22 protein-coding genes are annotated in these 22,960 nt (G+C 52.8%); 5 read left to right on the top strand and 17 right to left on the bottom strand.

Features of this window, described 5'->3' with window-relative positions; translation table 11 throughout:
* From odhB to sucD, 3 genes are all read left to right on the top strand, one after another.
* Positions 1 to 1,224 (top strand): 2-oxoglutarate dehydrogenase complex dihydrolipoyllysine-residue succinyltransferase, encoded by a 1,224-nt coding sequence (gene odhB / locus OGV80_RS18480; RefSeq protein WP_043015624.1) that lies wholly within the window; start codon positions 1 to 3, stop codon positions 1,222 to 1,224.
* Positions 1,225 to 1,314: 90 nt separating this feature from the next.
* Complete coding sequence (sucC, locus tag OGV80_RS18475) at positions 1,315 to 2,481, top strand: ADP-forming succinate--CoA ligase subunit beta (protein ID WP_003022927.1); 1,167 nt, start codon at positions 1,315 to 1,317, stop codon at positions 2,479 to 2,481.
* Entirely contained in the window at positions 2,481 to 3,350 is an 870-nt protein-coding gene (sucD, locus tag OGV80_RS18470) for a succinate--CoA ligase subunit alpha (protein WP_003022929.1), read from the top strand. The genes sucC and sucD overlap by 1 nt, the downstream gene beginning before the upstream one ends.
* A gap of 98 nt (positions 3,351 to 3,448) precedes the next feature.
* Here sucD and OGV80_RS18465 read toward each other — a convergent pair whose 3' ends face one another.
* From OGV80_RS18465 to otnK, 8 genes are read right to left on the bottom strand one after another with little or no spacing between them, the layout of a single operon-like run.
* Entirely contained in the window at positions 3,449 to 4,102 is a 654-nt protein-coding gene (locus OGV80_RS18465; protein ID WP_087053007.1) for an aspartate/glutamate racemase family protein, read from the bottom strand.
* Positions 4,099 to 4,518, bottom strand: a complete 420-nt coding sequence (locus OGV80_RS18460) for a GlcG/HbpS family heme-binding protein (protein ID WP_087053006.1) — start codon at positions 4,516 to 4,518, stop codon at positions 4,099 to 4,101. The genes OGV80_RS18465 and OGV80_RS18460 overlap by 4 nt, the downstream gene beginning before the upstream one ends.
* A 5-nt stretch (positions 4,519 to 4,523) precedes the next feature.
* Positions 4,524 to 5,870 carry a bile acid:sodium symporter family protein gene (locus tag OGV80_RS18455; protein ID WP_286515471.1) on the bottom strand — a complete coding sequence of 449 codons (1,347 nt, stop codon included), beginning with the start codon at positions 5,868 to 5,870 and terminating at the stop codon, positions 4,524 to 4,526.
* A 21-nt stretch (positions 5,871 to 5,891) separates the two neighbouring features.
* Positions 5,892 to 6,704: a beta-keto acid cleavage family enzyme gene (locus tag OGV80_RS18450; protein WP_075144972.1), complete on the bottom strand. Its 813-nt coding sequence runs from the start codon at positions 6,702 to 6,704 to the stop codon at positions 5,892 to 5,894.
* A gap of 28 nt (positions 6,705 to 6,732) precedes the next feature.
* Complete coding sequence (locus tag OGV80_RS18445; protein ID WP_286515469.1) at positions 6,733 to 7,509, bottom strand: hydroxypyruvate isomerase family protein; 777 nt, start codon at positions 7,507 to 7,509, stop codon at positions 6,733 to 6,735.
* Positions 7,490 to 8,299: a DeoR/GlpR family DNA-binding transcription regulator gene (locus OGV80_RS18440; protein ID WP_170928037.1), complete on the bottom strand. Its 810-nt coding sequence runs from the start codon at positions 8,297 to 8,299 to the stop codon at positions 7,490 to 7,492. Before OGV80_RS18440 ends, OGV80_RS18445 begins: the two co-directional genes overlap by 20 nt.
* Before the next feature lie 6 nt (positions 8,300 to 8,305).
* Complete coding sequence (gene otnC / locus OGV80_RS18435; RefSeq protein WP_087053003.1) at positions 8,306 to 8,950, bottom strand: 3-oxo-tetronate 4-phosphate decarboxylase; 645 nt, start codon at positions 8,948 to 8,950, stop codon at positions 8,306 to 8,308.
* Positions 8,947 to 10,203 (bottom strand): 3-oxo-tetronate kinase, encoded by a 1,257-nt coding sequence (gene otnK / locus OGV80_RS18430; protein ID WP_087053002.1) that lies wholly within the window; start codon positions 10,201 to 10,203, stop codon positions 8,947 to 8,949. Before otnK ends, otnC begins: the two co-directional genes overlap by 4 nt.
* A 371-nt stretch (positions 10,204 to 10,574) precedes the next feature.
* Here otnK and OGV80_RS18425 point away from each other — a divergent pair, with 371 nt between their 5' ends.
* Positions 10,575 to 11,468, top strand: a complete 894-nt coding sequence (locus tag OGV80_RS18425; protein WP_087053001.1) for a PocR ligand-binding domain-containing protein — start codon at positions 10,575 to 10,577, stop codon at positions 11,466 to 11,468.
* Here the strand turns inward: OGV80_RS18425 and cobA are convergent.
* A complete protein-coding gene (gene cobA / locus OGV80_RS18420) occupies positions 11,447 to 12,235 on the bottom strand; it encodes a uroporphyrinogen-III C-methyltransferase (RefSeq protein WP_075144969.1) in 789 nt (262 codons plus the stop codon). The genes OGV80_RS18425 and cobA overlap by 22 nt on opposite strands.
* Positions 12,236 to 12,640: 405 nt before the next feature.
* On the opposite strand from cobA, the gene OGV80_RS18415 reads away from it, so the two are divergent.
* A complete protein-coding gene (locus OGV80_RS18415) occupies positions 12,641 to 13,543 on the top strand; it encodes a LysR family transcriptional regulator (protein WP_043015635.1) in 903 nt (300 codons plus the stop codon).
* 73 nt (positions 13,544 to 13,616) lie between these two features.
* Here the strand turns inward: OGV80_RS18415 and cobO are convergent, their stop codons facing one another.
* The 8 genes from cobO to OGV80_RS18375 all read right to left on the bottom strand — a co-directional run bounded on the left by cobO (position 13,617) and on the right by OGV80_RS18375 (position 22,949).
* Complete coding sequence (cobO, locus tag OGV80_RS18410; protein WP_047412559.1) at positions 13,617 to 14,219, bottom strand: cob(I)yrinic acid a,c-diamide adenosyltransferase; 603 nt, start codon at positions 14,217 to 14,219, stop codon at positions 13,617 to 13,619.
* A 9-nt stretch (positions 14,220 to 14,228) separates the two neighbouring features.
* Positions 14,229 to 15,881: a class I fumarate hydratase gene (locus OGV80_RS18405; protein ID WP_043015637.1), complete on the bottom strand. Its 1,653-nt coding sequence runs from the start codon at positions 15,879 to 15,881 to the stop codon at positions 14,229 to 14,231.
* 93 nt (positions 15,882 to 15,974) lie between these two features.
* Positions 15,975 to 16,976: a glutaminase A gene (gene glsA, locus OGV80_RS18400; RefSeq protein WP_075144968.1), complete on the bottom strand. Its 1,002-nt coding sequence runs from the start codon at positions 16,974 to 16,976 to the stop codon at positions 15,975 to 15,977.
* Positions 16,977 to 17,101: 125 nt separating this feature from the next.
* On the bottom strand, positions 17,102 to 18,406 hold the full coding sequence (locus tag OGV80_RS18395) for a dicarboxylate/amino acid:cation symporter (protein ID WP_016152302.1): 1,305 nt from the start codon (positions 18,404 to 18,406) through the stop codon (positions 17,102 to 17,104).
* A 168-nt stretch (positions 18,407 to 18,574) separates the two neighbouring features.
* On the bottom strand, positions 18,575 to 18,892 hold the full coding sequence (locus tag OGV80_RS18390; protein ID WP_016152303.1) for a DUF4387 domain-containing protein: 318 nt from the start codon (positions 18,890 to 18,892) through the stop codon (positions 18,575 to 18,577).
* Positions 18,889 to 20,259 carry an acyclic terpene utilization AtuA family protein gene (locus OGV80_RS18385; RefSeq protein ID WP_047412553.1) on the bottom strand — a complete coding sequence of 457 codons (1,371 nt, stop codon included), beginning with the start codon at positions 20,257 to 20,259 and terminating at the stop codon, positions 18,889 to 18,891. The genes OGV80_RS18390 and OGV80_RS18385 overlap by 4 nt, the downstream gene beginning before the upstream one ends.
* 3 nt (positions 20,260 to 20,262) lie before the next feature.
* Positions 20,263 to 21,504, bottom strand: a complete 1,242-nt coding sequence (locus tag OGV80_RS18380) for a methylaspartate ammonia-lyase (protein WP_043015641.1) — start codon at positions 21,502 to 21,504, stop codon at positions 20,263 to 20,265.
* Positions 21,504 to 22,949: a methylaspartate mutase subunit E gene (locus OGV80_RS18375; RefSeq protein ID WP_087053000.1), complete on the bottom strand. Its 1,446-nt coding sequence runs from the start codon at positions 22,947 to 22,949 to the stop codon at positions 21,504 to 21,506. Before OGV80_RS18375 ends, OGV80_RS18380 begins: the two co-directional genes overlap by 1 nt.
* Positions 22,950 to 22,960 lie beyond the last annotated feature (11 nt).

The raw sequence follows: 22,960 nt of genomic DNA, 5'->3' as shown, positions 1-22,960 counted from the left end.
ATGAGTAGCGTAGATATTCTTGTTCCCGACCTGCCTGAATCCGTAGCGGATGCAACGGTTGCAACCTGGCACAAAAAACCGGGCGATGCAGTACGTCGTGATGAAGTACTGGTAGAAATCGAAACTGACAAAGTGGTACTGGAAGTACCGGCATCAGCGGACGGTATTCTTGATGCGGTTCTGGAAGATGAAGGGACGACCGTCACTTCTCGCCAGATCCTCGGTCGCCTGCGTGAAGGCAACAGCACCGGTAAAGAGACCAGTGCCAAGTCTGAAGAAAAAGATTCTACCCCGGCGCAGCGCCAGCAGGCATCTCTTGCTGAGCAGAATAACGATGCCCTGAGCCCGGCGATCCGTCGCCTGCTGGGTGAGCATAACCTCGAAGCCAGCGCTATCAACGGCACCGGCGTTGGCGGTCGTATCACCCGTGAAGATGTTGAAAAACATCTGGCCAAAGCTCCGGCTGCGAAAGCAGAAGCAAAAGCACCGGCAGCAGCACCAGCCGCACAGCCTGCGCTGGGCGCTCGTGGTGAAAAACGTGTTCCGATGACCCGTCTGCGCAAACGCGTAGCCGAGCGTCTGCTGGAAGCGAAAAACTCCACCGCCATGCTGACCACGTTCAACGAAGTCAACATGAAGCCAATCATGGATCTGCGTAAGCAGTACGGCGACGCGTTCGAAAAACGCCACGGTATCCGTCTGGGCTTTATGTCTTTCTACGTGAAAGCGGTCGTTGAAGCGCTGAAACGCTATCCGGAAGTGAACGCGTCCATCGACGGCGATGACGTGGTTTACCACAACTACTTTGATGTTAGCATGGCGGTTTCCACGCCGCGTGGCCTGGTCACGCCGGTCCTGCGTGATGTGGATCTGCTGGGTATGGCTGATATCGAGAAAAATATCAAAGAACTGGCAGTTAAAGGTCGCGACGGCAAGCTGACGGTCGAAGATCTGACGGGCGGTAACTTCACCATCACTAACGGTGGCGTGTTCGGTTCCCTGATGTCTACGCCGATCATCAACCCACCGCAGAGCGCCATCCTGGGTATGCATGCCATCAAAGATCGTCCGATGGCCGTAGACGGCAAGGTTGAAATCCTGCCGATGATGTATCTGGCGCTGTCTTATGACCACCGTCTGATCGATGGTCGTGAGTCAGTGGGCTTCCTGGTAACCATTAAAGAGTTGCTGGAAGATCCAACGCGTCTGCTGCTGGACGTGTAGTTAATAAGAGTATCACCTGCCCCGTAGGTCTGGACGCTTATCAGGCCTACGGGTAAAAGATAACGATTACCTGAAGGATGGACAGAACACATGAACTTACATGAATATCAGGCAAAACAACTTTTTGCCCGCTATGGCTTACCGGCACCGGTGGGTTATGCCTGTACTACTCCGCGTGAAGCCGAAGAAGCTGCATCAAAAATTGGCGCAGGCCCGTGGGTAGTGAAATGTCAGGTTCACGCTGGTGGCCGTGGTAAAGCGGGCGGTGTGAAGGTGGTAAACAGCAAAGAAGACATTCGCGCTTTTGCTGAGCACTGGCTGGGTAAACGTCTGGTTACTTACCAGACAGACGCCCATGGTCAACCGGTAAATCAGATTCTGGTTGAAGCCGCGACCGACATTGGTAAAGAACTCTACCTCGGCGCAGTTGTTGACCGTAGCTCCCGTCGCGTGGTCTTCATGGCCTCCACCGAAGGCGGCGTGGAAATCGAAAAAGTGGCGGAAGAAACCCCGCACCTGATCCACAAAGTGGCGCTCGATCCGCTGGCAGGTCCGATGCCTTACCAGGGCCGTGAGCTGGCGTTCAAACTGGGCCTGGAAGGTAAGCAGGTTCAACAGTTCACCAAGATCTTCATGGGTCTGGCGACTATCTTCCTGGAGCGCGACCTGGCGCTGATCGAAATTAACCCGCTGGTGGTGACCAAACAGGGTGACCTGATCTGCCTCGACGGCAAACTGGGCGCTGACGGCAACGCGCTGTTCCGCCAGGCTGACCTGCGTGAAATGCGCGACCAGTCTCAGGAAGATCCGCGTGAAGCGCAGGCTGCACAGTGGGAACTGAACTACGTCGCACTGGACGGCAACATCGGTTGTATGGTTAACGGCGCGGGCCTGGCAATGGGCACCATGGACATCGTTAAGCTGCACGGCGGCGAACCGGCTAACTTCCTCGACGTGGGCGGCGGTGCGACCAAAGAGCGTGTAACCGAAGCGTTCAAAATTATTCTCTCTGACGACAATGTTAAAGCCGTACTGGTTAACATCTTCGGCGGTATCGTACGTTGCGACCTGATCGCTGACGGTATCATCGGCGCGGTAGCAGAAGTGGGCGTTAACGTTCCGGTCGTGGTCCGTCTGGAAGGTAACAACGCTGAACTCGGCGCGAAAAAACTGGCTGATAGCGGCCTGAATATTATTGCAGCGAAAAGTCTGACGGATGCAGCTCAGCAGGTTGTTGCCGCAGTGGAGGGGAAATAATGTCAGTTTTAATTAATAAAGATACCAAGGTTATCTGCCAGGGCTTCACCGGTAGCCAGGGGACATTCCACTCTGAACAAGCGATTGCTTACGGAACACAAATGGTCGGCGGTGTAACGCCTGGCAAAGGCGGCACCACGCACCTGGGGCTGCCGGTGTTTAACACCGTACGTGAAGCGGTAGAAGCGACCGGCGCCACCGCCACCGTTATCTACGTTCCGGCACCGTTCTGCAAAGACTCCATTCTGGAAGCGATTGATGCAGGCATCAAACTGATCATCACCATCACCGAAGGCATCCCGACGCTGGATATGCTGACCGTGAAAGTGAAGCTCGATGAAGCCGGCGTGCGCATGATCGGCCCGAACTGCCCAGGCGTTATCACCCCGGGCGAATGCAAAATCGGCATCATGCCGGGCCATATTCATAAGCCGGGTAAAGTGGGCATCGTTTCCCGTTCCGGTACGCTGACCTATGAAGCGGTTAAGCAGACCACCGACTACGGTTTCGGCCAGTCTACCTGTGTGGGCATCGGCGGCGACCCGATCCCTGGCTCTAACTTCATCGACATCCTGAAGCTGTTCCAGGAAGATCCGCAGACTGAAGCGATCGTCATGATCGGTGAGATCGGCGGCAGCGCGGAAGAAGAAGCGGCGGCTTATATCAAAGATCACGTGACCAAGCCGGTTGTGGGCTACATCGCTGGCGTTACCGCGCCGAAAGGCAAACGTATGGGACACGCGGGGGCAATCATCGCAGGTGGTAAAGGTACGGCGGATGAGAAATTTGCTGCGCTGGAAGCCGCAGGCGTGAAAACTGTTCGTAGCCTGGCCGATATTGGCGAAGCGCTGAAAACCGTTATTAAGTAAGAACTAAAAAAAACAGCCCTGACTCTCTGCATAGTCAAGGGCTGGTCCCGTTTCGACATGGTTGGCCATCTGATGATGGCCTTTTTTTTGCCCGTAACTCAGCTTTCCGCCAGCGCCTTCAGCCAGCGAATGCCGCTTTCCGGTGAGGTCATTACCGGTACCGGCGGGGCAGGGAGCTGCCGTAACACCCGCGCCATCGAGGCCTGCGCCAGCATCACGACATCCGCCTGGCTAAAGGCGCTCTGTAATCCTTCACTGACGATACGGTCATGGGTGTCCATATCTCCTGCTAACAGCGCATGGAAGGCGTCTTCCATTAATATCGGCGTGATAGTGCGCTGCTGACCGCTCTGTTGGACTTTGCGCTGCACGTAATCCAGCGTCGGCTTCAGCGTGGTGGCGACGGTAGCCAGCACGGCGATCCGCTCGCCTTTTTCAATCGCCTCTTCCACCATCGCGCAGTCAATGCGCGCGAGCTGGAGTGTGGTCATAAACTGGCATTGTTCCACCGCAGTACCAATTGAGGAACAGGCGGTAATAAAGATATCGCAGTCCGCCTTTTCAGCAATATGCACATAGTCGGCGATACGAGCGGCAATATCTGGCGTCACGCCCTGGGCCTTCATTACCTGCTTGATCATGGATTCTTCAACCAGGTGCATAACTTCCACGTCCGGCATAATGTCGGCGATCAGTTGTTGCATCATCGCAAGCGTGGCTGCACTGGTATGCAGCATGGCGACTTTTTTCATTGGGCAATCTCCTTGAGTAACGTTTCCGCGACGGCCAGCGCCGCATCATGATCTTCCTGTGCGGATAAACCGCCTACCGCGACGGCTCCGAGGCATTTCCCTTGGTGCAGAATCGGGATCCCGCCCGGCAGCGCTGTAAAACGCGGGTCGGCAAAATAGCTAATATCCAGTTGCTCTTTCTGCAGACGCTGTAAAAATGCCTGCGTTGTGCAACCCAGGCGGCTACTGGTGCGCGCTTTACGCTGGGTTAACTCGATGGTTAACAGTTTGGCGTTATCCATCCGCGCAAAGCTAAGCAGTTCTCCATTGGTATCGCATACGGCCACGCTTAATGGGCGATCTGCGTAACATGTTTCGGCGAGCTCTAGCGCACAGGTTACGGCGCGCAGGGCGTGTCCCAGAGTGAGAGTTTTCATCGTGATTATCCTTTCGACAGATTTTCGCAAGCGGGTTGAACGGGATCTTTGGCTGCAGCTGCCTGCGCCTGTCTGGCGTCTTTTTTGCGCCAGTAGTTGGCGAGCAGCGAGCCGCTAACGTTGCCCAGCGGTGTCATCACCGCTGATGCGAGGCCAACGGTTGCCAGTTTGCCCATCGCCGCGGCAAGCCCGGACGCCATACCGCCGTTTTGCAGTCCGACTTCAAAGGCCACGGTACGGGCAGACTGCACGTCCATGCGGAAGATCCAGCGGCTCATCAGATAGCCAATCAGGAAACCACCGAGGTTGTGCATCAACATGGCGAAGCAGAGCAGGAAGCCGACCTGTACCAGGTTGTCGCGTCCGGCTGCGGCTGCGGTGGTGGTAAAGAAAATGATCCCCATCATTGAGATGGTTGGCATGACCTTCTTCACGCCCGCCACGCGGCCATACAGCCAGTTGTAGAACAATGCCCAGACGAAACCGCCTGCCATGAAGTTGAGGACTACCGCGTACATCTGCGCTTCGGCGCTGGCGTGACCAAACAGCGCGTCCCAGCCGCCGGCAATCATATACAGCAGCCAAAGTGCGCCGATCCCGGCAAGCACCTGCACAACACGGCGACCGCGTACGCCTGCATAGGTTTTCAGATAGTCATGCAGAATTGCCGCGCCGATGGGAATTAATACGATTTTCACCACGTCCATCACCATCGCGGTGAGCTGGATATCGATCATCGAACCCGCCAGCAGATTAACCCACAGCGGCGTCATCACCGTTGCCGCCAGCGTTGAGACGGCGGCGATTGACACCGCCAGCGCGAGGTTGGCGTTGGCGATGTAAACCATCACCGTCGACGAGAGACCGCTGGGGCAAGCGCCAATCAATAAAATGCCTACCGCGACTTCAGGCGGAAAATTGAATACCAGAGTGATGGTCAGGCCGAGCAGGGGCATGATCACGAAATGGCAGAAGGTACCGATAAACACGGCCCACGGCATTTTGGCGACATCAATAAAATCCTGGATTGTTAGTTTAGTGCCCATGCTGAACATGGTGGCCTGAATCACGAGGAACACGATCCATTTATGGGTGATATTGAAACCGCCCCAGACGATCAGATCCGTAGACCAGGTCATGGCGGCAACAAAACCGGCGATGATCCACAGCGTAAACTGATAGCTGCGTAAACCAGGCCAGTAGCCTGCACCGGCGGCGAATCCGGCGGTGAACATCACCAGCCCCGGCTGCCACAGGGACGCGGACTGGATGAGTGCGCCGATAATCGCCAGCGCCGCGCCCGCAACGCTGACGCCGAGTCCGGTTTTGTGAATAACAGTGGTCATAGTCATGTTGAAATGTCCTTGCTGTTGTTATTGCTGCCGGGGAGGAATAGATAACATGCGCCGCGCAATTTCCGGTGTGGCGACTTTTTTATCCATACTCTGAATGAGCGTAGCGAGTTTGGCGACCTGCTGATAATTATGCTGCGCTTTTTCTTCGGTGCTTAAATAATAACTATCTTCAAAGCCGATTCGCACTTCACTGGCCCCCATAGCGACGGCAGCAGCGATAATATCGAAATTCTTTCTGCCAAAATGGGTAATTCCCCATAAGGCGTCGCGTGGAATCATGCTACGCAAAGCAATTAATGCGTCAACGGTAGCAGGCGTACTGCCGCGGTGACCGAGAACGATATTAAAGAGCATGGGTTTTTGAAATTTTATTTTATCTTCAAGCATCAGGATGTTATTAATCATGCCGATTTCAAAAACTTCAAACTCTGGAATAATATGGCGTTCGGTTATTTGCCGGGAACAATATTCCACATCCGGAGCGGGATTAAAGTACACCGCATCACCAAGGTTGACGGAACCGACGTTCAGCGAAGCCATTTCCACGCCGGGGCAGTCCAGTGGCGCGCAGCGTTCGGCGATGGACATTGAAGAGACGCCGCCGGTAGAAGCCTGAATAATCAGGTCCGAATGGCGCATTACGCGGTCGATGGTTGCCTGAAAGTCGGTAGTATCTGGTGTCAGGCGTCCTTGTTTATCGCGAACGTGTAGATGCACGATGGACGCGCCATGTTCTACGCTGGCGAGTATTTCCTGCGCCAGTTCTTCGGGTATAACTCTGGGGCAATCCGCGGCAACAGGTGCCAGCGAAATAATAACAGTATCCGACATTTTTTCCTCCGGTACAGAGATATTAAAATTATAGGTAAGGCGTCATCCATTTTAATGAGTCGGGCCCTGATGTTGACGGTTGATATTCACAGCCAATCCAGTCCTGGTAATTCATTTTTCTTATAAAATCAAATAACCATGTTTCATTTAATTCCCCGGTTCCCGGTTCATGACGATAAGGAACAGAAGCGATTTGAAAATGTTTAATAAGGGTAAAATAGCGTTCGATATTTTTCGCCACGTTGCCATGAATTTTCTGACAGTGGTAAATATCAAACTGTAAGCCGATATTTTTCCTGGCAACTTCGTGAATAATTGACTCGGCCAGCGGAAAACTGTCAATAAAATAACCGGGCATATCCTGCGAATTTAATGGTTCAATCAGTACATCGATTTTCGCGTCTGCCATCACATCGCAGGCGATGCGCAGCCGGTTCGTCAGGAGATCGCGCTGGGCGTGTAGCGTCAGGTCGTCGCAGCGCAAGCCGGCCATAACGTGAACCCGGCGACAGCCCAGCGCCGTGGCATAATCGCGCGCTACGTTCAGGCTATGGCGAAATTCTTTGTCTCGATCGGGCTGTGCGGCCAGCCCTCGTTCACCTTGCGCCCAGTTGCCAGCCGGGGCGTTCATCAGCACAACCGGCAGGGATGTTTCCCGCTGAGCGGCTCGCAAATGCTCCAGCGGGTGCTGCCAGAGAAACAGCCCTTCTACGCCGCGAAAACCGGCCGCCTGCGCCGCCGCAAATCGCGCCGCTATCGGTAAATCTGTAAACAACCAGTCTAGATTAGCCGCTAACTTCAGCATGGCGCGCACCCTCCCGGCCATCAACCAGATGCAGCTTAACGCCCTGACTGGCAATAGTTTGCTGAGCGTTCTCCGGTAACCGATTATCAGAAATAATGTCGGTCAACTGCTGCAGACCGCAGATGTGAAACATGCCGTATTTGCCAAACTTACTGCTGTCGCAGACCAGCACCCGACGCCGGGAGACGGTGAGCACCGCTTCTTTGACCGAGGCTTTCCCTTCACTCGGTGTCGACATACCGCGTTCGGTATCCCATGACGAGGAGCTCAGAAACGCCACGTCAATATTAATGGTACGCAGAAAACTGGCGGCGCTTTTTCCAAGACATGAGCGGTTACGTTGATCCACCAGACCGCCGGTGTGATAGAGCGTAATGTGCGGCATATCCATCAAGTAGTGGCTGATGGAAAAATCGTTGGTGACTACCGTCAGATTGAAACAGTGGCTGGCGGCGACCGCTTTCGCCACTTCAAACAACGACGTTCCGGCATCCAGATACAGCGTTTGTCCGGGCTCAATGAGCATTGCGGCAAGCTGGCCCATTTTGCGCTTCACGTCATGATTCAACTCAGCTTTTTCCCGCCATGGCAGTTCCGATTTCAACAGGTTATTGAGCTTCACACCGCCGTTAATGGCGATAACTTTGCCTTCTTCTTCCAGCAATTGAATGTCGCGGCGCACGGTCATATGCGACACGCTCATCAAATCTGCCAGTTCATTAAATGAGGCGGCATTTTTTTCGTGCACGTAGCGGTAGATAAAATCACGTCGTTGCTCGGGGATCATCATCTCACCTCACGCTTGTCGGGAATGTTCAAGTTCGGCCACCGCCTCTTCTGAGAGCGGAACATAGCCGAGCGGTTTTAACGTCAGCCAGATGCGGGCGCTGTCTTCCAGCTCTTCGGCGTTAAACACTGCCTCACGCAGCGAGCGACCGCTTACTACCGGCCCGTGGTTGGCCAGCAGCGCTGCCGTATGGTCTGCTGCAATTTCACTCAGCGCGCTGGCAATACCTTCATGGCCTGGCTTGAAATAAGGCAGCAGCGGCAACTGCCCGACGCGCATCACGTAGTACGGCGTTAATGGCGGCAGACAGTTTTCCGGCGTGGTGCACGGCAGGCAGGAGAGCGCGGTCAGCCATGGAGAATGCAGGTGCACGACCGCGCCGCAGGATGGGCGATGCCGATACCACGCCAGATGCATGGGCACCTCTTTTGAGGGGCTGTCACCGCTTAGATGAACGCCGTTGGCATCAAGCCGACTTAGCGTGGCCGGATTAAGCTCGCCCAGACAGGAGTTGGTCGGGGTCACCAGATAGCCGCCATCCGGCAGTTTGGCGCTGAGATTGCCGGAACCGCCGCTACTGTAGCCGCGCATAAACAGGGAACGGCCATAATGGACGAGTAGTTCGCGCAGTTGGTGTTCACTCACCGGATTCATAATGCGTACTCCTGGGCAGTAAAAAAGAAATCTTCGTCACCAAAGTTGCCTGACTTCAGCGCCAGCGCCAGACCGGAAGAAAAGACCCACGGCACGCCTGGCGCGATGGCTTTGCCAACGGAAAGACGCTTCACCTGCAAGGCTTCCACCACGGTGCCGGATGTTTCTCCGCCTGCGACAATAAAAGTGTTTACACCTGCAGCCTGTAGCCTGGCGCTCAGTCGGGCAAAAGCGTGTTCGATTGCCTGGCTGGCAGCCTGTTCGCCGTACTCCTGTTGAATGCGTGTGAGTACGTCTGGCGGTTGGGTGGCGTATATCATCGGCGCGAATGGGTCGTTGATATGCGTCATCGTCCAGGCACACAGTTCATCGGTGTAGCGTTCTGCATCAGACAGGCAGCGAGCGACATCGAGTACTCGAGATGCTGCCGCGGCCTTATAACGAGTAACCTGACGATTGCTCATCGCCGAGCAACTACCGGAGAACACCACCGTTTTGGCAGGCAGTGGAAAAGCGTCCGACGGCTGGGGTTGCTGACCTCTGGCGCAGGCGGCCAGCGCGCCGCCAAGCCCGGAGCCCCCGGCTAACAGAGGACTGGCATGGAGTGCTTGCGCCAGCGTGTTGAGATCTGCTTCATCCAGCGTATCGACGATAATGTGACGCATACCTTCAGCCTGAAGTTGGGCCAGAGCGTTAGTGACCGCTTCCACACCTTGATGCAGCGTCCTGAGGTTGATGCAGCCAACCGCGCCTGGCGTTTGCGCGCTCAGCAGGCGCGGCAGGCTGGCATCGGTCATGGGATTGAGCGGATGCTTTTCCATTCCGGACTCGTTAAGCAGTACGCCGTTTACAAAAAGATGGCCGTGCACCACCGTGCGCCCGTTTTGCGGCAGGGCGGGGCAGTGGACGATCACAGGAGTCTGCAGGTCGTTCATCAACGCATCGCTGACTGGTCCAATGTTGCCTGTTGGCGTGGAGTCAAACGTTGAACAATATTTAAAATAGATCTGGCGGACGCCTGCCTTTTGTTTCAGCCAGCGGGCACAGGACAGAGACTGTGCGACGGCCTGTTCTGCGGGTAAAGAGCGACTTTTTAGCGAGATGACGATAGCGTCAACCTCTTCATTCCAGCATTGAGCGGGATCAGGCATTCCAGGCAATAGCGCAACGCGCCACCCCTGCTGCGCCATAAAGCTTGCAATGTCCGTTGCGCCGGTGAAATCGTCGGCGATAACGCCTGTGGTGACGGCCATGGATCAACTCCGTTCAGATTGTTTGCTAATTGAACATATTATTCAGGAGGGCCTTTCACATTCACATGATGATTATCACAAATAAGCACATCATTGATTCACAGTAAAAATGAGTAATCTATTGAAAATAATAGAGATAGATGTTGAGTGTTGCGAAAAGAGTCTCACAAGAGAGTGTGAAGATTCGTTAATCTTTGAGAAAGTGAAGTCAGCGGTGTGCAACGGAGTATTATCGTGGTCGCATAATTCTCTTGCCGATTGATCATAATCATCTGCATAAATGAGATTATTTTTTGCGGTGAGCATCATTCTTTCTTGAGACTAAATTTTGCATATTAGCGACTTTAATATTGTTAATGCCGGAGGATAACGTGCCGCTGAAAATCCAGGATGACTATTTACAACGTTTTTTCTCTATCGCAGAACTCTTCTCCCGTGCAACCGGGTTAGCTACGGTCGTCGTTGATATTAATGGTAAGGCGGTGTCTAAGTGTCATAATTTTAATTCGTTTTGCTCATTAATGCGTGCGGATGAACGCTATCGAGCGGGTTGCCAAAAATGCGACAAGTATTGTGCTTTTGAGGCGTTAAAACAGCTTAAACCCAGAATACTCACCTGTCATGCGGGACTAAGCCTGTTCTCGATGCCATTAATTCGAGAGGGGCATCTTTACGGTTTTATTATCTGCGGGCAGGTGCGGGTAAAGTTTCAGGAATATAAGGCTATCGTTATTGATAATAAATTCTCATGGGTTGATAACCCCATGCTTAAAGCTGAGTGGGGCCAGTCTGCGGTAGTGGATAATAATGCGCTGGCGGCAGCAGCAAATTTGTTAAGTTTTATTGTTGATAATTTTGAGAAACAACAGTTGATTACTGAGGAGATTTCAGTTCCGCCAACCCGTTACGCTCGTCATTATTTTACTGAACCTTCGCGTCACGAGAAAAAACTTATGGCGGCGCTGCGTTACATTGATGAAAATCTGTATGGTGAATTGTCTTTGGAAGCCGTCGCTGCTCATGTTTGTTTAAGCGCAAACTATTTCAGCCGGTTTTTCAAGAAACGCCAGGGCGTTAATTTTAAAACCTGGGTAAGTCAGAAAAGAATGCAAAAAGCGGGGGAGTTATTACACGATCCGGTTCATTCTATAGACAGTATTGCGCGGAAACTGCAATACGCACAAACCAGCTACTTTTGCCGCGTTTTTCGGGCGGCGCATCAAACGTCGCCCCAGTCTTTTCGTCACGCCAGACTTTCGCAGTAAAGGTTTTCTGGCAGTGTGATGGCTTCAGGTATAAAAGAGAGCCGATCGCTCAGGGTCACTACATCACCGATGACAATCAGCGCCGGTGGAAGGATGTTTGCTTCCTGAGCTTTACTCAGTAATGAACCGAGCGTACAGGTCAGGCGGCGTTGATTTTCTCGGGTCGCGGACATAATTAGCGCGGCGGGCGTGTCTGCTGATTTCCCACCCATCAACAGCTCTTCACAGATAAACGCCAGATTGGCGATACCCATGACGATGACCAACGTACCGTTAAGCTTCGCCAGTTGACGCCAGTCCTGCTGCTGATTGCCTTCCCGTGTATGACCCGTTACCACGTGAAAGCCAGAGGCAAAATCGCGATGTGTCACTGGGATCCCGGCATAGGTCAGGCCACCAATAGTAGAACTAATACCCGGTACGACTTCGAAAGGGATGCCAGTCTCAACCAGGTCCTCTACCTCTTCAGCCCCACGGCCAAAAACATAGGGATCACCACCTTTGAGGCGCACGATGTTGTGATGCGTGTGGGCATACTGGACCAGCAGAGCATTGATTTCATCCTGGGGAACACAATGGAAGCCTGGGTTTTTGCCGACATTCACGAGCAGGCAATCAGGTAATGCCCATTCCAAAATTTTAGGATTGACCAGCCGATCGTAAATAATGACGTCAGCCTGTTTAATGCACATCATCGCTTTGAGAGTCAGTAATGAAATATCACCGGGACCTGCTCCAACGAGCCAGACCTTTCCGAAAGTTTTCACAGTGTGTCCTTTATCACGTCTATCAAAAAGTGGCAGAAACTACATCAAGGAATGATTAAAAGCAGTCGTTTGCCCGTAAGTTATAACGTGAAATTATCCAGAATTATCGCATGGATAATATTGATTAATCTCGCAAAGTTTTTTCTGCAATAAACAAGATGACTTGAAAAATTATTAAGAACTTATTGGCACTATTTACTTAGGTTTAACCTTATTTAAATTGTGTTTATTGTTGTGCTTGAGTATTATTGGTTAATATTTATCCGCCATCAGTGTGAGTAAATCATGGATTGGATCAATGACATCAATGGATAAAATAAAATATAACTCTCGATGCTTATCTGGGTGTCTTGAATTATTTTTTATTTATTAAACTATTTTTGTACGCTGCATATGGAAGAGGTTATGAGAGGAAAAATACCCAAGACGGAGTTGCTGGTAACTTTTGAAGTGGTTGCGCGTCACGAAAGTTATACCCGGGCAGCCGAAGAGTTGGCTTTAACACAAAGTGCTGTTTTCCGCCAGGTGAATGCGCTGGAGGATTTTCTTAATACCGCGCTATTTAATCATGCGAAAAAACGTATTTTTTTAAATGCGGCCGGCAAACATTATTTAAATATCGTTAAGGAAACGTTAAATAAGCTCGAGCGCGATACGACCACAATAATGACCTGGCAGCCGACCGTACAGGTTATTGAGCTGGCGGTGAATCCGACGTTCAGTACGCACTGGCTGATCCCAAACCTGCGCGAGTTTAACAAACTCAATCCAGATATTATCGTAAACATCCATTCGCTGGCGAATAAGGGTGATTTTCTCAATCGTGAGTATGACGCGGCAATTATGCGCGAAGACTTCTACTCGCCGTGGTCAGGGGTTGAGTATCTGTTTGAAGAGGAAATTCTGCCGGTATGCAGCCGCTGTCTGCTGGCCGAACCGGAACGGAAACTGGCTGTTGAAGAGCTGCTGAACGAATACCCGCTCTTGCACCAGAGCACACGAATCAAAGGCTGGCAGGAATGGTTTGCGCTGTCCGACGTCAGCAGCCCGCTGGTCAATAAAGGCCCGAGATTTGATCTGTTGTCGATGCTGATTGCGGCGGTCCGTTCTAATCTTGGGGTTGCGCTGCTTCCCCGTTTTGCCATTCAGCACGATCTGGATAGTGGTGATATGGTCATTCCTTGCGATGTTCCGATGCGCACCGGGAACCGTTTCATCATGACGTGGCGTGAAGAGAAATCGGAGTCCGCGCATTTACAGATCTTCCGCGACTGGCTGTTGAATAAATCCGTGGTATCGGCTGCCTGATGGTGGCTTATCAGGCCTACAAGATTGGTAGGCCGGATAAGACGCCTTAGCATCGTCTCCGGCAAAAGAACAACTACCAGTCGATCCCAACCTGTGCCTGAATTCCACTGTCAAACGCGTGCTTGACCGGGCGAATTTCACTGACCGTATCGGCCAGCTCCAGCAACAGCGCATGGCATCCGCGCCCGGTAACGATGACGCTTTGCTCCGCAGGGCGATTTTCGATAGCGCTGATGACCTCCTGGGTATCCAGATAGTGGTAAGCCAGCATGTAGGTGAGCTCATCCAGCACCACTAGATCGTACTGCGCATCAGCCAGCATGCGCTTACTTTCCTGCCAGACTACCGTCGCCGCCTCAATATCCGCTTGCCGATTTTGGGTTTCCCAGGTAAATCCGGTGCCCATAATATGAAATTCGACGCCGAGAGGTTGCAGCGTGTTGTACTCGCCATTATCCCACTGGCCCTTAATAAACTGCGCGATGCCAACGGTTTTTCCGTGACCAACCGCGCGTGTTGCTGTGCCAAAGGCTGCGGTGGATTTGCCTTTACCGTTGCCAGTGAAGACCATCAGGATCCCTTTTTTCTCCGTTGCCGCCGCCACGCGGGTATCAACTTGTTCTTTCAGTTTCTGCTGACGCTGGCGGTGCCTGTCATTATTGGCTCGCGCTTCCATGATGACTCCTTAATGTCCTGCCGGACAGGTTGCGCAGCGATGCTGCTGTTCAAACTGGCTAAAGAAATTATTGCCTTTGTCATCCACCAATACGAAGGCAGGCATATTTTTAACTTCCATCATCCACACCGCTTCCATTCCCAGCTCTGGATACTCAAGGCACTGCAGGCTTTTCACGTACTGCTGAGCCAGCAGGGCTGCGGCACCGCCAATGCTGCCGAGGCTAAATCCACCGTGTTTGTGGCAGGCATCAGTGACCTGCTGGCTGCGGTTACCCTTGGTGAGCATAATGAGGCTGCCGCCTTGCGCCTGGAAAGCATCGACATACCCATCCATACGCCCGCCGGTGGTGGGACCCATTGAGCCACAGGCCTGATTTTCCGGGGTTTTGGCGGGACCTGCGTAATAAACGATATGCTTTTTCATGTATTCCGGCATCGGTTCGCCGTTATCCAGTCGCGCTTTGATGTTAGCGTGGGCGATATCGCGAGCGACAACAATCGGGCCGCTTAACGACAAACGCGTGCCTATTGGCAGGGTGGAGAGATCATGCAGGATCTCGCGCAGCGGACGATTCAGATCCAGTTGTACGGTCTGGGCACCGTTTTCTACTCGCTGTGAATCAGGAATGAATTTGCCCGGATTATGCTCGAGTTTCTCCAGCCAGATTCCGTGTTTGTTAATTTTGGCCTTGATGTTGCGGTCGGCTGAGCAGGAGAGGGCCATCGCGATAGGGCAGGATCCGCCGTGACGTGGCAGGCGAATAACCCGGATATCGTGGGCAAAGTATTTGCCGCCAAACTGCGCGCCGATGCCAAATTCACGGCTGGCATTGAGCAGCTCGGCTTCCAGTGCTGTATCGCGGAATGCCTGACCCAGTTCGTTGCCGCTGGTGGGCAGGTTATCGTAATATTTGGTTGAAGCCAGTTTGGCAACCTTGAGCGCCTGGTCGGCGGACAAGCCGCCAACGACGAAAGCGATGTGATACGGCGGGCAGGCGGCTGTGCCCAGTGATTTCATTTTTTCGATCAGAAACGCGGTGAGTTTTTCCGGCTGCAGAATGGATTTTGTTTCCTGGTACAGCGCCGCTTTGTTGGCAGAGCCACCGCCTTTGTTGACGAACAGGAAACGGTATTCGTTGCCCGGCGTGGCGCTAATGTCGATTTGTGCCGGCAGGTTAGTCTGGGTATTGACCTCGGTATACATGTCCAGCGGGGCATTTTGCGAATAACGCAGGTTGTTTTCGATGAAGGTGGTGTACACGCCTTTGCTTAATGCTTCTGCGTCATCGCCGCCAGTCCAGACATGTTGTCCTTTGCAGGCCACAATGGTTGCTGTCCCGGTATCCTGACAGTTGGGCAGGACGCCTTTGGCCGAAACTTCAGCATTGCGGAGCAGTTGTAATGCGACGTACTTATCGTTACTGCTGGCCTGAGGGTCGTGCAGAATGCTGGCAATTTGTTTTAAATGTCCGGCGCGCAGGAAAAATGAAGCCTCATAAAACGCCTGCTGTGCTAATAAGGTTAACGCTTCTGGCGCAACCTTAATCACTTCCTCTCCGTCTAACTCCGAGACCGTTACGTGCTGGTTACTCAGTAATTCATATTCTGTATTATCTTTACTCTGAACAAAGAGTTCCTGCCAGACAAATGGTTTAGACATGTTTACTTCTCACCTCTTCATTTTTGCCGCATCACGGCGTAAATAAATGCGCTACTCGTAGGCCGGATAAGCGAAGCGTCATCCGGCATCAAGTTATTTTGCTAAAAAGACATTGGCCTGCGTCGCTTCAGCGACGTATTCGATTGTTTTCTGGGCGCGAACGCTGTTACCGGCTTCATCCAGCGGCGGAGAATAGACGGCAATCGCATATTCCCCCGGGACAATGGCCACCATTCCGCCGCCGACGCCGCTTTTCGCCGGGATGCCAACGGTGTACAGCCATTTACCGCTGCCGTCGTACAGTCCGGCAATCGCCATTTCTGCCAGCACCTGTGGAACATATTTTTCATTCAACAACTGCTTGCCGTTGAATGGAGATTTGCCTTTGTTCGCCAGTACAGCACCCATTTTGGCCAGTTGCTCAACGGTGATATCTACCGAGCACTGGCGGGTATAAATTTCGACGGCTTCGTCAGTGTTGCCATAGAAGCTGTTATAGGATTCCATCAGCTTCGCCAGCGCCTGATTGTGCTGGTTGGTTTCCATCTCGGATTGGAAAACCGGCTCGTTAACCGTGAGTTTGGCATCGGCCCAGACGTTCAGGTTGTCGAGGATTTTGTTCCAGCGATCGGTTTTGTCTTTGGCTTCAATCAGGCTTACGGCGCTCATCGCCCCGGCGTTAACCAGCGGGTTCTCTGGCGCGCCTTTGGTTAGCTCAACCGCTAAACCGGAGTTGAAAGGCATGCCGGTGGCATTGGCCCCGAGTTTATCCAGCACGACCTGAGGACCGTGCTGTTCCATGGCGAGCGCCATGGTGAATACTTTACTCAGGGATTCCATTGGGAAGGGTTTGTTAACATCGCCAACCTGATAGATCTTGCCGTCCACCGTGGCAATGGTGATGGCAAAATTATTCGGGCTGTAGGTCGCCAGGGCAGGGATGTAGTCGGCGACTTTACCATCGTTGTTACTTTTATATTTTTGATGTGCCTGGTCGATAAGCTTTGCGTAATCCGGCGTGGTTTGCGCGAGAGTCGTTGCGCTAAACAAAACGCTGAAGGAAAAAATACTCACGCCGAGAAGAGTTTTAGTCATGGTGCTTTCCTGTTGGTGTGCTCATCTTGGTGCCGGATGGCGGCGTACCGCCTTATCCGGCCTACGGATAGTTAAACGTTATGTAGGCCGGATAAGCGCAAGCGCCATCCGGCATTAACGTAGTATCAGGACAAAGCGACTTCTGTTTCGGTAACCGGGCGTTCCTGCTCCGGGGTCTTCACTGGCGCTGTTCCACGGCAACCCTGGCCGAAGTGTTCACCTTCCCAACGGCCCACGATGGCAGCACCCATTGCGTTACTCATGACGTTGGTGGCGGAACGACCCATATCGAGGAACGGATCGACGCCCATCAGCAGGATCAGACCGGCTTCCGGGATATTGAACTGATTCAGGGTTGCGGCGATAACCACCATGGATGCACGCGGTACGCCCGCCATCCCTTTAGAGGTCAGCATCAGGATTAACAGCATGGTAATTTGCTCGCCCATGCTCAGTTCGATGTTGCACGCCTGGGCAATAAAGACGGTAGCAAAGGAGCAGTACGCCATGGATCCGACCAGGTTAAAGGAGTAACCGATAGGCAGAACGAAGCTGGCGATTTTTGAAGAAACACCGAATTTTTCCAGCTTGTCCAGCGTGCCCGGGAAGGCGGCTTCAGAACTGGAGGTCGTAAAGGCCAGCAGCGCCGGCTCGAGGATTGATTTCGTTAAACGTGCGATGCAAGGCCCGACTATCATAGTTGACAGGCCAATCAGGATCGCCCACAGCATACCCAGCGTCAGGTAGAACTCACCCATAAAGATCCCGGCGCTGACCATCACGCCCAGACCACGTTCGGCAATCAGACCTGAAATAGCGGCAAAAACGGTCAGTGGCGCAAACAGCATGACGTAGCCAGTCAGTTTCAGCATGACGTGCACCAGTGAATCCAGAACCTTCACAATCGGTTCGGCTTTTTCACCAATTGCGGCCAGGCTGCAACCGAGGAAAATTGAGAACACCACGATCTGCAGAATTTCGTTACGCGCCATTGCGTCGACAATACTGGTCGGCACTGCGTGCGAGATGAACACTTTCAGCGTAAACGGCTCTGATTTAACGGCGGCAACAGCTCCGACGTCATGCGGAACAAAGTTGATGCCAGCGCCTGGCTGGAAAATATTAACGATAACCAGACCCAGTGCAATTGACACCAGAGAGGCGCAAATAAACAGGAAGAAGGTTTTCGAAAATATACGTCCCAGCGTTTTGGCATCGCCCATTTTGGCAATACCAACAACCAGAGTTGAAATAACCAATGGCGCGATAATCATTTTCACCATGCGTAAAAATATAGTGGTGAAAATGGAAATATCTGCTGCATAGGATTTTGCTGTTTCAGCCGCGGCCATATTATTTATGGCCACCCCGGCAATCATGCCGAGTATCAGGCCTAATATGATCATCTTCGTTAAACTTATTTTCTTCATGTGTACTCCATCGGATAAAGGCTGGTAATTGGAATTGTGTAGGGTGGTGCGCGCCTGAGCCTGGACAGCAGCTCAGACGCACGCCTGTTGTGACCAACCGCATGAATAATTCGAAGCACTGTGATACCGCTGAATTCTGTGCTCCAATGGTTGTTATTGTGTTTTTTGTTACAAGTCGAACTCAATACTTAATAATGGGGCGTGTTGCTGCGCACCATAAACATCATTGTCACCAACGTTGCCGGAAATAATATCGCGCGGCATGACTATTTTTACGGCATTCGCCGGATCGAACCACACGATATTATGAATAAAGTCTGGTTCAACATTATATAAACTGGCAATCAGCTGCGGCGTTAATTGCTCGCAGGCTTTTACCCGCTGATAGTCTTCCCTGGTTTTAAATAAAATATCTAAAACCAGTTCGTACGGTCCGGCGTTTTTGGAGCGAATAACCTGCGCCAGTGAACAAATTGAGTGTTTCATGCCTGAACTCCTTCTGGCGTCACCTGTTCAATGTGGAAATCAAAACGCAGCGCATCGCTCGCTTCAATCAGGTGATAGATCGAGAACTCATACACCGGTCCACTTTGAATATCAGATGGCGAGAACGGGAAGGCGAGGTTGCCCGCAGTCGCAATACGATTTTCATAGCCGTAATGCAGCAGGGTAGAGCGCACCAGCGAGCAAACGCTGTTGGCGATATCCTGCGTCGGCGCAACGACATCCAGTAAAATCCCCAGTTCATGACCGGCGGTTTTCATTGGTTCATGGTTGCCCATCACGCCGTTCTTACCATACAGGTGGAATGTCATGCGGATACTGTCGTCATTCAGTGAGAGGTTACGCGCAACGCTTGCCTGTACCTCTTCGAGAATGGTGTCAATCCCGGCAATCATAATCGGGTCGCGCGTTCCGGCGATGGTCAGGCAGCGGAAGCCAACCTGACGCGCGCCTTCCAGTTTCAATGCATACGGTGTTTCTTCATGACGTGAACCGCTGACATACACCTCACCCTCGTTAACCTGGGTAAAGGTGCACGCTTTCAGGTTCAGTACGCCGCCTGGTCCTGGCAGGAAGTACGGATCGGACTTCTCATACAGCGTGTGCGCCGCCGCGGACGTTTCTGTGAACTTACGCTTGGGATTGAACGCCTTCAGCGTAAAGCCGTTGTCGTCAATGATCCCCATCGCACAATCTGAGCCAGAGCCTGGGGTGGCAGCAATGGCAGCACACTCAAGGATCTTACCGCAATGAAGCGCCAGACCTTCATCAAAGCCCTGCATTATCGGCAGCGCGGCGAAGCAGGCGGGATCGTAGGCGCGTCCGCCCAGGACCACCTGCGCGCCAGCTTCTAGCGCACGCTGAAAAGGCTCGACGCCCATCTGCGCGACAATGTAGGTGCTCTCTTCAATTGCCTCGTGAGTTAATTCAGGCACAAAATCGAGCGCAGTAATCTTGCCGTTATCCAGTGCCTGATGGACGATTTCTTTGTCGACATCAGACGGGATCAGCGCCATTGAGAAGGTCAGTTTTTCTTCCTGTGCGATCTCATGGATTATCTGGCGACACCACTCCAGATGCGGCGCTGCGCCAGAACCACCGGCGGTGCCGATCACGACAGGGATGTTGTTCTTAACGCCCGCCACAATCATATAGCGCAGATCGCGTTTCACGCCGGCCCGGTCGGTAAAGGGTTTACCTGCCCCCAGGTAGTGGGGGCCTGGATCGGAGGAACCTGCGTCAACAGCAATAAGATCCGGTGACTCTTCCATGGCTTTACGAAAACTTTCTTCCGGGAAGCCATAACCCAGGATAGCCGTAGGCGATAAGATCTTAAATGTGCGTGCCATCTCTTAATCCTTAGTTTGCAACAACGCGATGGTGCGATTCATCTCGTTAAACACGATGTTGAGACCTTCATCGAAACCCATACCCGGTTTAACCAGCATGCGCATTGGACGCGCGGCAAGTGCCACGTGTACGCAGGTGCGGGCACTGATTTCCGTTTCGTTACAGGTACCGCCCTGATAGGCTTCCATGGCGTGTTTGTTGCAGTACAGCACTGCATCAACAATGTTATGAATGCCGCCAAGATCTGGAGTCTTGATCTGTACCATGTGGCAGCTGCCCGCATCGGTAAAGTCCACGATATCCTGATAGGTGTTACACCATTCGTCGGCGACAATTTTCACGCCGGAACCCAGACGAGTCAGCTCTTTGGTGATGGCGGTCAACATGCGGATCTGATCCGGCTTGTTACCGGCATCAACCGGACCTTCGATATACAGCGGCAGACCCTGGGCTTCGACTTCCAGGCTGGCGATGTATTCAGCGCAGCGCACCGGATCCATATCGAAGATCAGACCGATCGTGCCGTACACATCAATGTGCAGCGTCGGGTGATAACGTTCGCTGGTGCGCAGGCTTAAGATGCGGTCGGATAACCAACGTACATACTCACGCAGTTTTTCGCCTTTAAAGCCCAGCTTCTCTTCCACGTTGTTGATCAGCGCATGCGGCAGGACGTCCACACCTTTAAGGATCATCTTATCAACGGCGATATAACGGTCGTCGCCGCTCTGACCAAATAATGGAATGGCTTCCGGCACGCACGGCAGTTGCCATTCATCGCAAACCACTTCAGTTTTCAGACGACCGGTAGCCAGCGCCGCAGCGTCGAGCAGCGCCTGAGACAAACCATAGCGGACGGCGGTATGCAGCAGATGACCGTCAATACGCAGTTGGTCAAAGAAACGGGCGTTCGGCAGGAACGCATCAACGTCACGGCCTTCCAGCAGCGGTTTGATGTGATCGTTGAGGAACGGAATAAAGTTTTCAGCCAGGAACAGCGGGTCACGACCGCCTGCGCCTGAATATTGCACCGCTGCGCAATCGCCCACCGCTACCGCGCCATTTTCCAGAATCAGCTGCACGGAAACGCATTCACCCGCCTGACGAACAGAGGTAAATCCAGGCGTTACCGGATCGCCGGTATAGATAAACCCGTCATGACCGGCGCCATTTTTGATGGCCTGCTGATCGTCAAAATAAAACGAGGAGTAGCCAGCGGTGAAAAGGGCCTTTTTGATTTTCATTATGGTCTTCCTATTAATTTACTGTGGGATACGGCGTTGATGTCATCAATGACCATCTGGAAAGAAGGCTTGCGGCCTTCAAAATGTGCGCGCTCTGCGACATAGTCGTGGTGCAGGGCGAGAATATCTTTCGGCAGCGGAACGGCACCGGCTTCAAGAATACGGATTGCGCCTGTGTTATCGCGAACAGGCAGGATCTTACCGGCGTTACAGGCGGCAGGAGCGAAAGGTACATCCAGCACGCCAGCTTCAAAGGCCAGCACCGTGCCGCGCGCAATGTCGCCATTGCCCAGCTCGAAGACTTTTTTCAGTACCGCGCGGACTTCGCTCTTAATCAGATCTACTTCCTGTTCCACGGCAGCGCACTGCGGGAATTTCTGGTCGCTGACCATGTTGAGCATCTGGCGTGACGCTTTCAGGCCCTGAGCGTTAGCTGCTGCCGTTGGGATACCGAACGCTTCGTGCGGGCTTTTGGTGATCACTTTTGTAGCGCCCGACATACCTGCAACCGCTGCGCCCCAGGCGATAACGGAGAAGGCTTTCGCTTCATCTTCCGGGAATCCGCCCATCCACTGGTGGAAAACGGTGCTCAGTTCGTAATCGTCGAAGCCGTGGTTATGGAAGTATTCGTGAGACAGTTCGCGCAGCGCCTGAATAGCGGCGATATCCTGCGTCAGGCTGCCGACCTGGCCGTAGCCGACGGTAATTGACTTCACGCCTTGTTCCAGCGCCAGAAGACCTTCGATAATGGCCACCGAATGGGATATAAACGGCGGGATCAGAGTGCCGGTCAGCGGGCCAAACGGTTCACGGTTGATGCGAATGCCGTTCTCTTCATACAGGCCCATCAGGCGGTCGCAGTACTGCCAGTCGCGGATGGATTTTTCCAGGGTGACGCGTTTAGCGTAAGGGATGTTGTAGGAGATACCGCCGCCTTCGTAGCTGGTAAAGCCACTGGCCATTGCGATTTCTGCCAGCAGGCGCGCATCCGGCGTACCGTGGCGAACCTGGATCGGTTTTTCCAGCGATTCAGTCATCCGGCGGCAGGCAGCAACCCCGTGATTGACAACCGGTAAACCATTCAGTTTGGAAGTACCTGCTTCGATAGATTTCTGGATCCCGACAGCGGCTTCTTCATAGCGGTTCAGACGGGTATAGGCATCGATTGTGCTCGGCAGGAGGTCGCACTCTTCCTGCAATGTTTTGAGCAGCGCAATATGCTCATCCATTAATGCTACGCCTGCGCGCGGCTGGCTCAGGGTTTTTCCTTCCTGATCGGCCTTCAGCAAGGCAAGGGAGAAGCGCTTTTTATCTGGAATTGATTGCTGGTACTTCACGCCATCTTCGAAGTTCTCAACGTCTTTGCCGGTTTCCCAGGTTTGTAACACCTGATGCCTTTCGGTCATGAATTCGTCATGGGTCAATTTTTTATTTCGAAGTTCCATTCGTAGCTGCC

It is taken from the genome of Citrobacter sp. Ce119 (assembly GCF_030334525.1).
GTDB classification, from domain to species: Bacteria; Pseudomonadota; Gammaproteobacteria; order Enterobacterales; family Enterobacteriaceae; genus Citrobacter; species Citrobacter europaeus.
The sequence above is the reverse complement of the archived record's forward strand: the minus strand, read 5'-3'. Positions and strand labels throughout refer to the sequence as shown.

Bases quoted from the DNA above. Each gene is read 5' to 3' on its own strand.
- odhB (WP_043015624.1), top strand. From the start codon at position 1: ATGAGTAGCGTAGATATTCTTGTTCCCGACCTGCCTGAATCCGTAGCG.
- sucC (WP_003022927.1), top strand. From the start codon at position 1,315: ATGAACTTACATGAATATCAGGCAAAACAACTTTTTGCCCGCTATGGC.
- sucD (WP_003022929.1), top strand. From the start codon at position 2,481: ATGTCAGTTTTAATTAATAAAGATACCAAGGTTATCTGCCAGGGCTTC.
- OGV80_RS18465 (WP_087053007.1), bottom strand. From the start codon at position 4,102: ATGAAAAAAGTCGCCATGCTGCATACCAGTGCAGCCACGCTTGCGATG.
- OGV80_RS18460 (WP_087053006.1), bottom strand. From the start codon at position 4,518: ATGAAAACTCTCACTCTGGGACACGCCCTGCGCGCCGTAACCTGTGCG.
- OGV80_RS18455 (WP_286515471.1), bottom strand. From the start codon at position 5,870: ATGACTATGACCACTGTTATTCACAAAACCGGACTCGGCGTCAGCGTT.
- OGV80_RS18450 (WP_075144972.1), bottom strand. From the start codon at position 6,704: ATGTCGGATACTGTTATTATTTCGCTGGCACCTGTTGCCGCGGATTGC.
- OGV80_RS18445 (WP_286515469.1), bottom strand. From the start codon at position 7,509: ATGCTGAAGTTAGCGGCTAATCTAGACTGGTTGTTTACAGATTTACCG.
- OGV80_RS18440 (WP_170928037.1), bottom strand. From the start codon at position 8,299: ATGATGATCCCCGAGCAACGACGTGATTTTATCTACCGCTACGTGCAC.
- otnC (WP_087053003.1), bottom strand. From the start codon at position 8,950: ATGAATCCGGTGAGTGAACACCAACTGCGCGAACTACTCGTCCATTAT.
- otnK (WP_087053002.1), bottom strand. From the start codon at position 10,203: ATGGCCGTCACCACAGGCGTTATCGCCGACGATTTCACCGGCGCAACG.
- OGV80_RS18415 (WP_043015635.1), top strand. From the start codon at position 12,641: ATGAGAGGAAAAATACCCAAGACGGAGTTGCTGGTAACTTTTGAAGTG.
- cobO (WP_047412559.1), bottom strand. From the start codon at position 14,219: ATGGAAGCGCGAGCCAATAATGACAGGCACCGCCAGCGTCAGCAGAAA.
- OGV80_RS18405 (WP_043015637.1), bottom strand. From the start codon at position 15,881: ATGTCTAAACCATTTGTCTGGCAGGAACTCTTTGTTCAGAGTAAAGAT.
- glsA (WP_075144968.1), bottom strand. From the start codon at position 16,976: ATGACTAAAACTCTTCTCGGCGTGAGTATTTTTTCCTTCAGCGTTTTG.
- OGV80_RS18395 (WP_016152302.1), bottom strand. From the start codon at position 18,406: ATGAAGAAAATAAGTTTAACGAAGATGATCATATTAGGCCTGATACTC.
- OGV80_RS18390 (WP_016152303.1), bottom strand. From the start codon at position 18,892: ATGAAACACTCAATTTGTTCACTGGCGCAGGTTATTCGCTCCAAAAAC.
- OGV80_RS18385 (WP_047412553.1), bottom strand. From the start codon at position 20,259: ATGGCACGCACATTTAAGATCTTATCGCCTACGGCTATCCTGGGTTAT.
- OGV80_RS18380 (WP_043015641.1), bottom strand. From the start codon at position 21,504: ATGAAAATCAAAAAGGCCCTTTTCACCGCTGGCTACTCCTCGTTTTAT.
- OGV80_RS18375 (WP_087053000.1), bottom strand. From the start codon at position 22,949: ATGGAACTTCGAAATAAAAAATTGACCCATGACGAATTCATGACCGAA.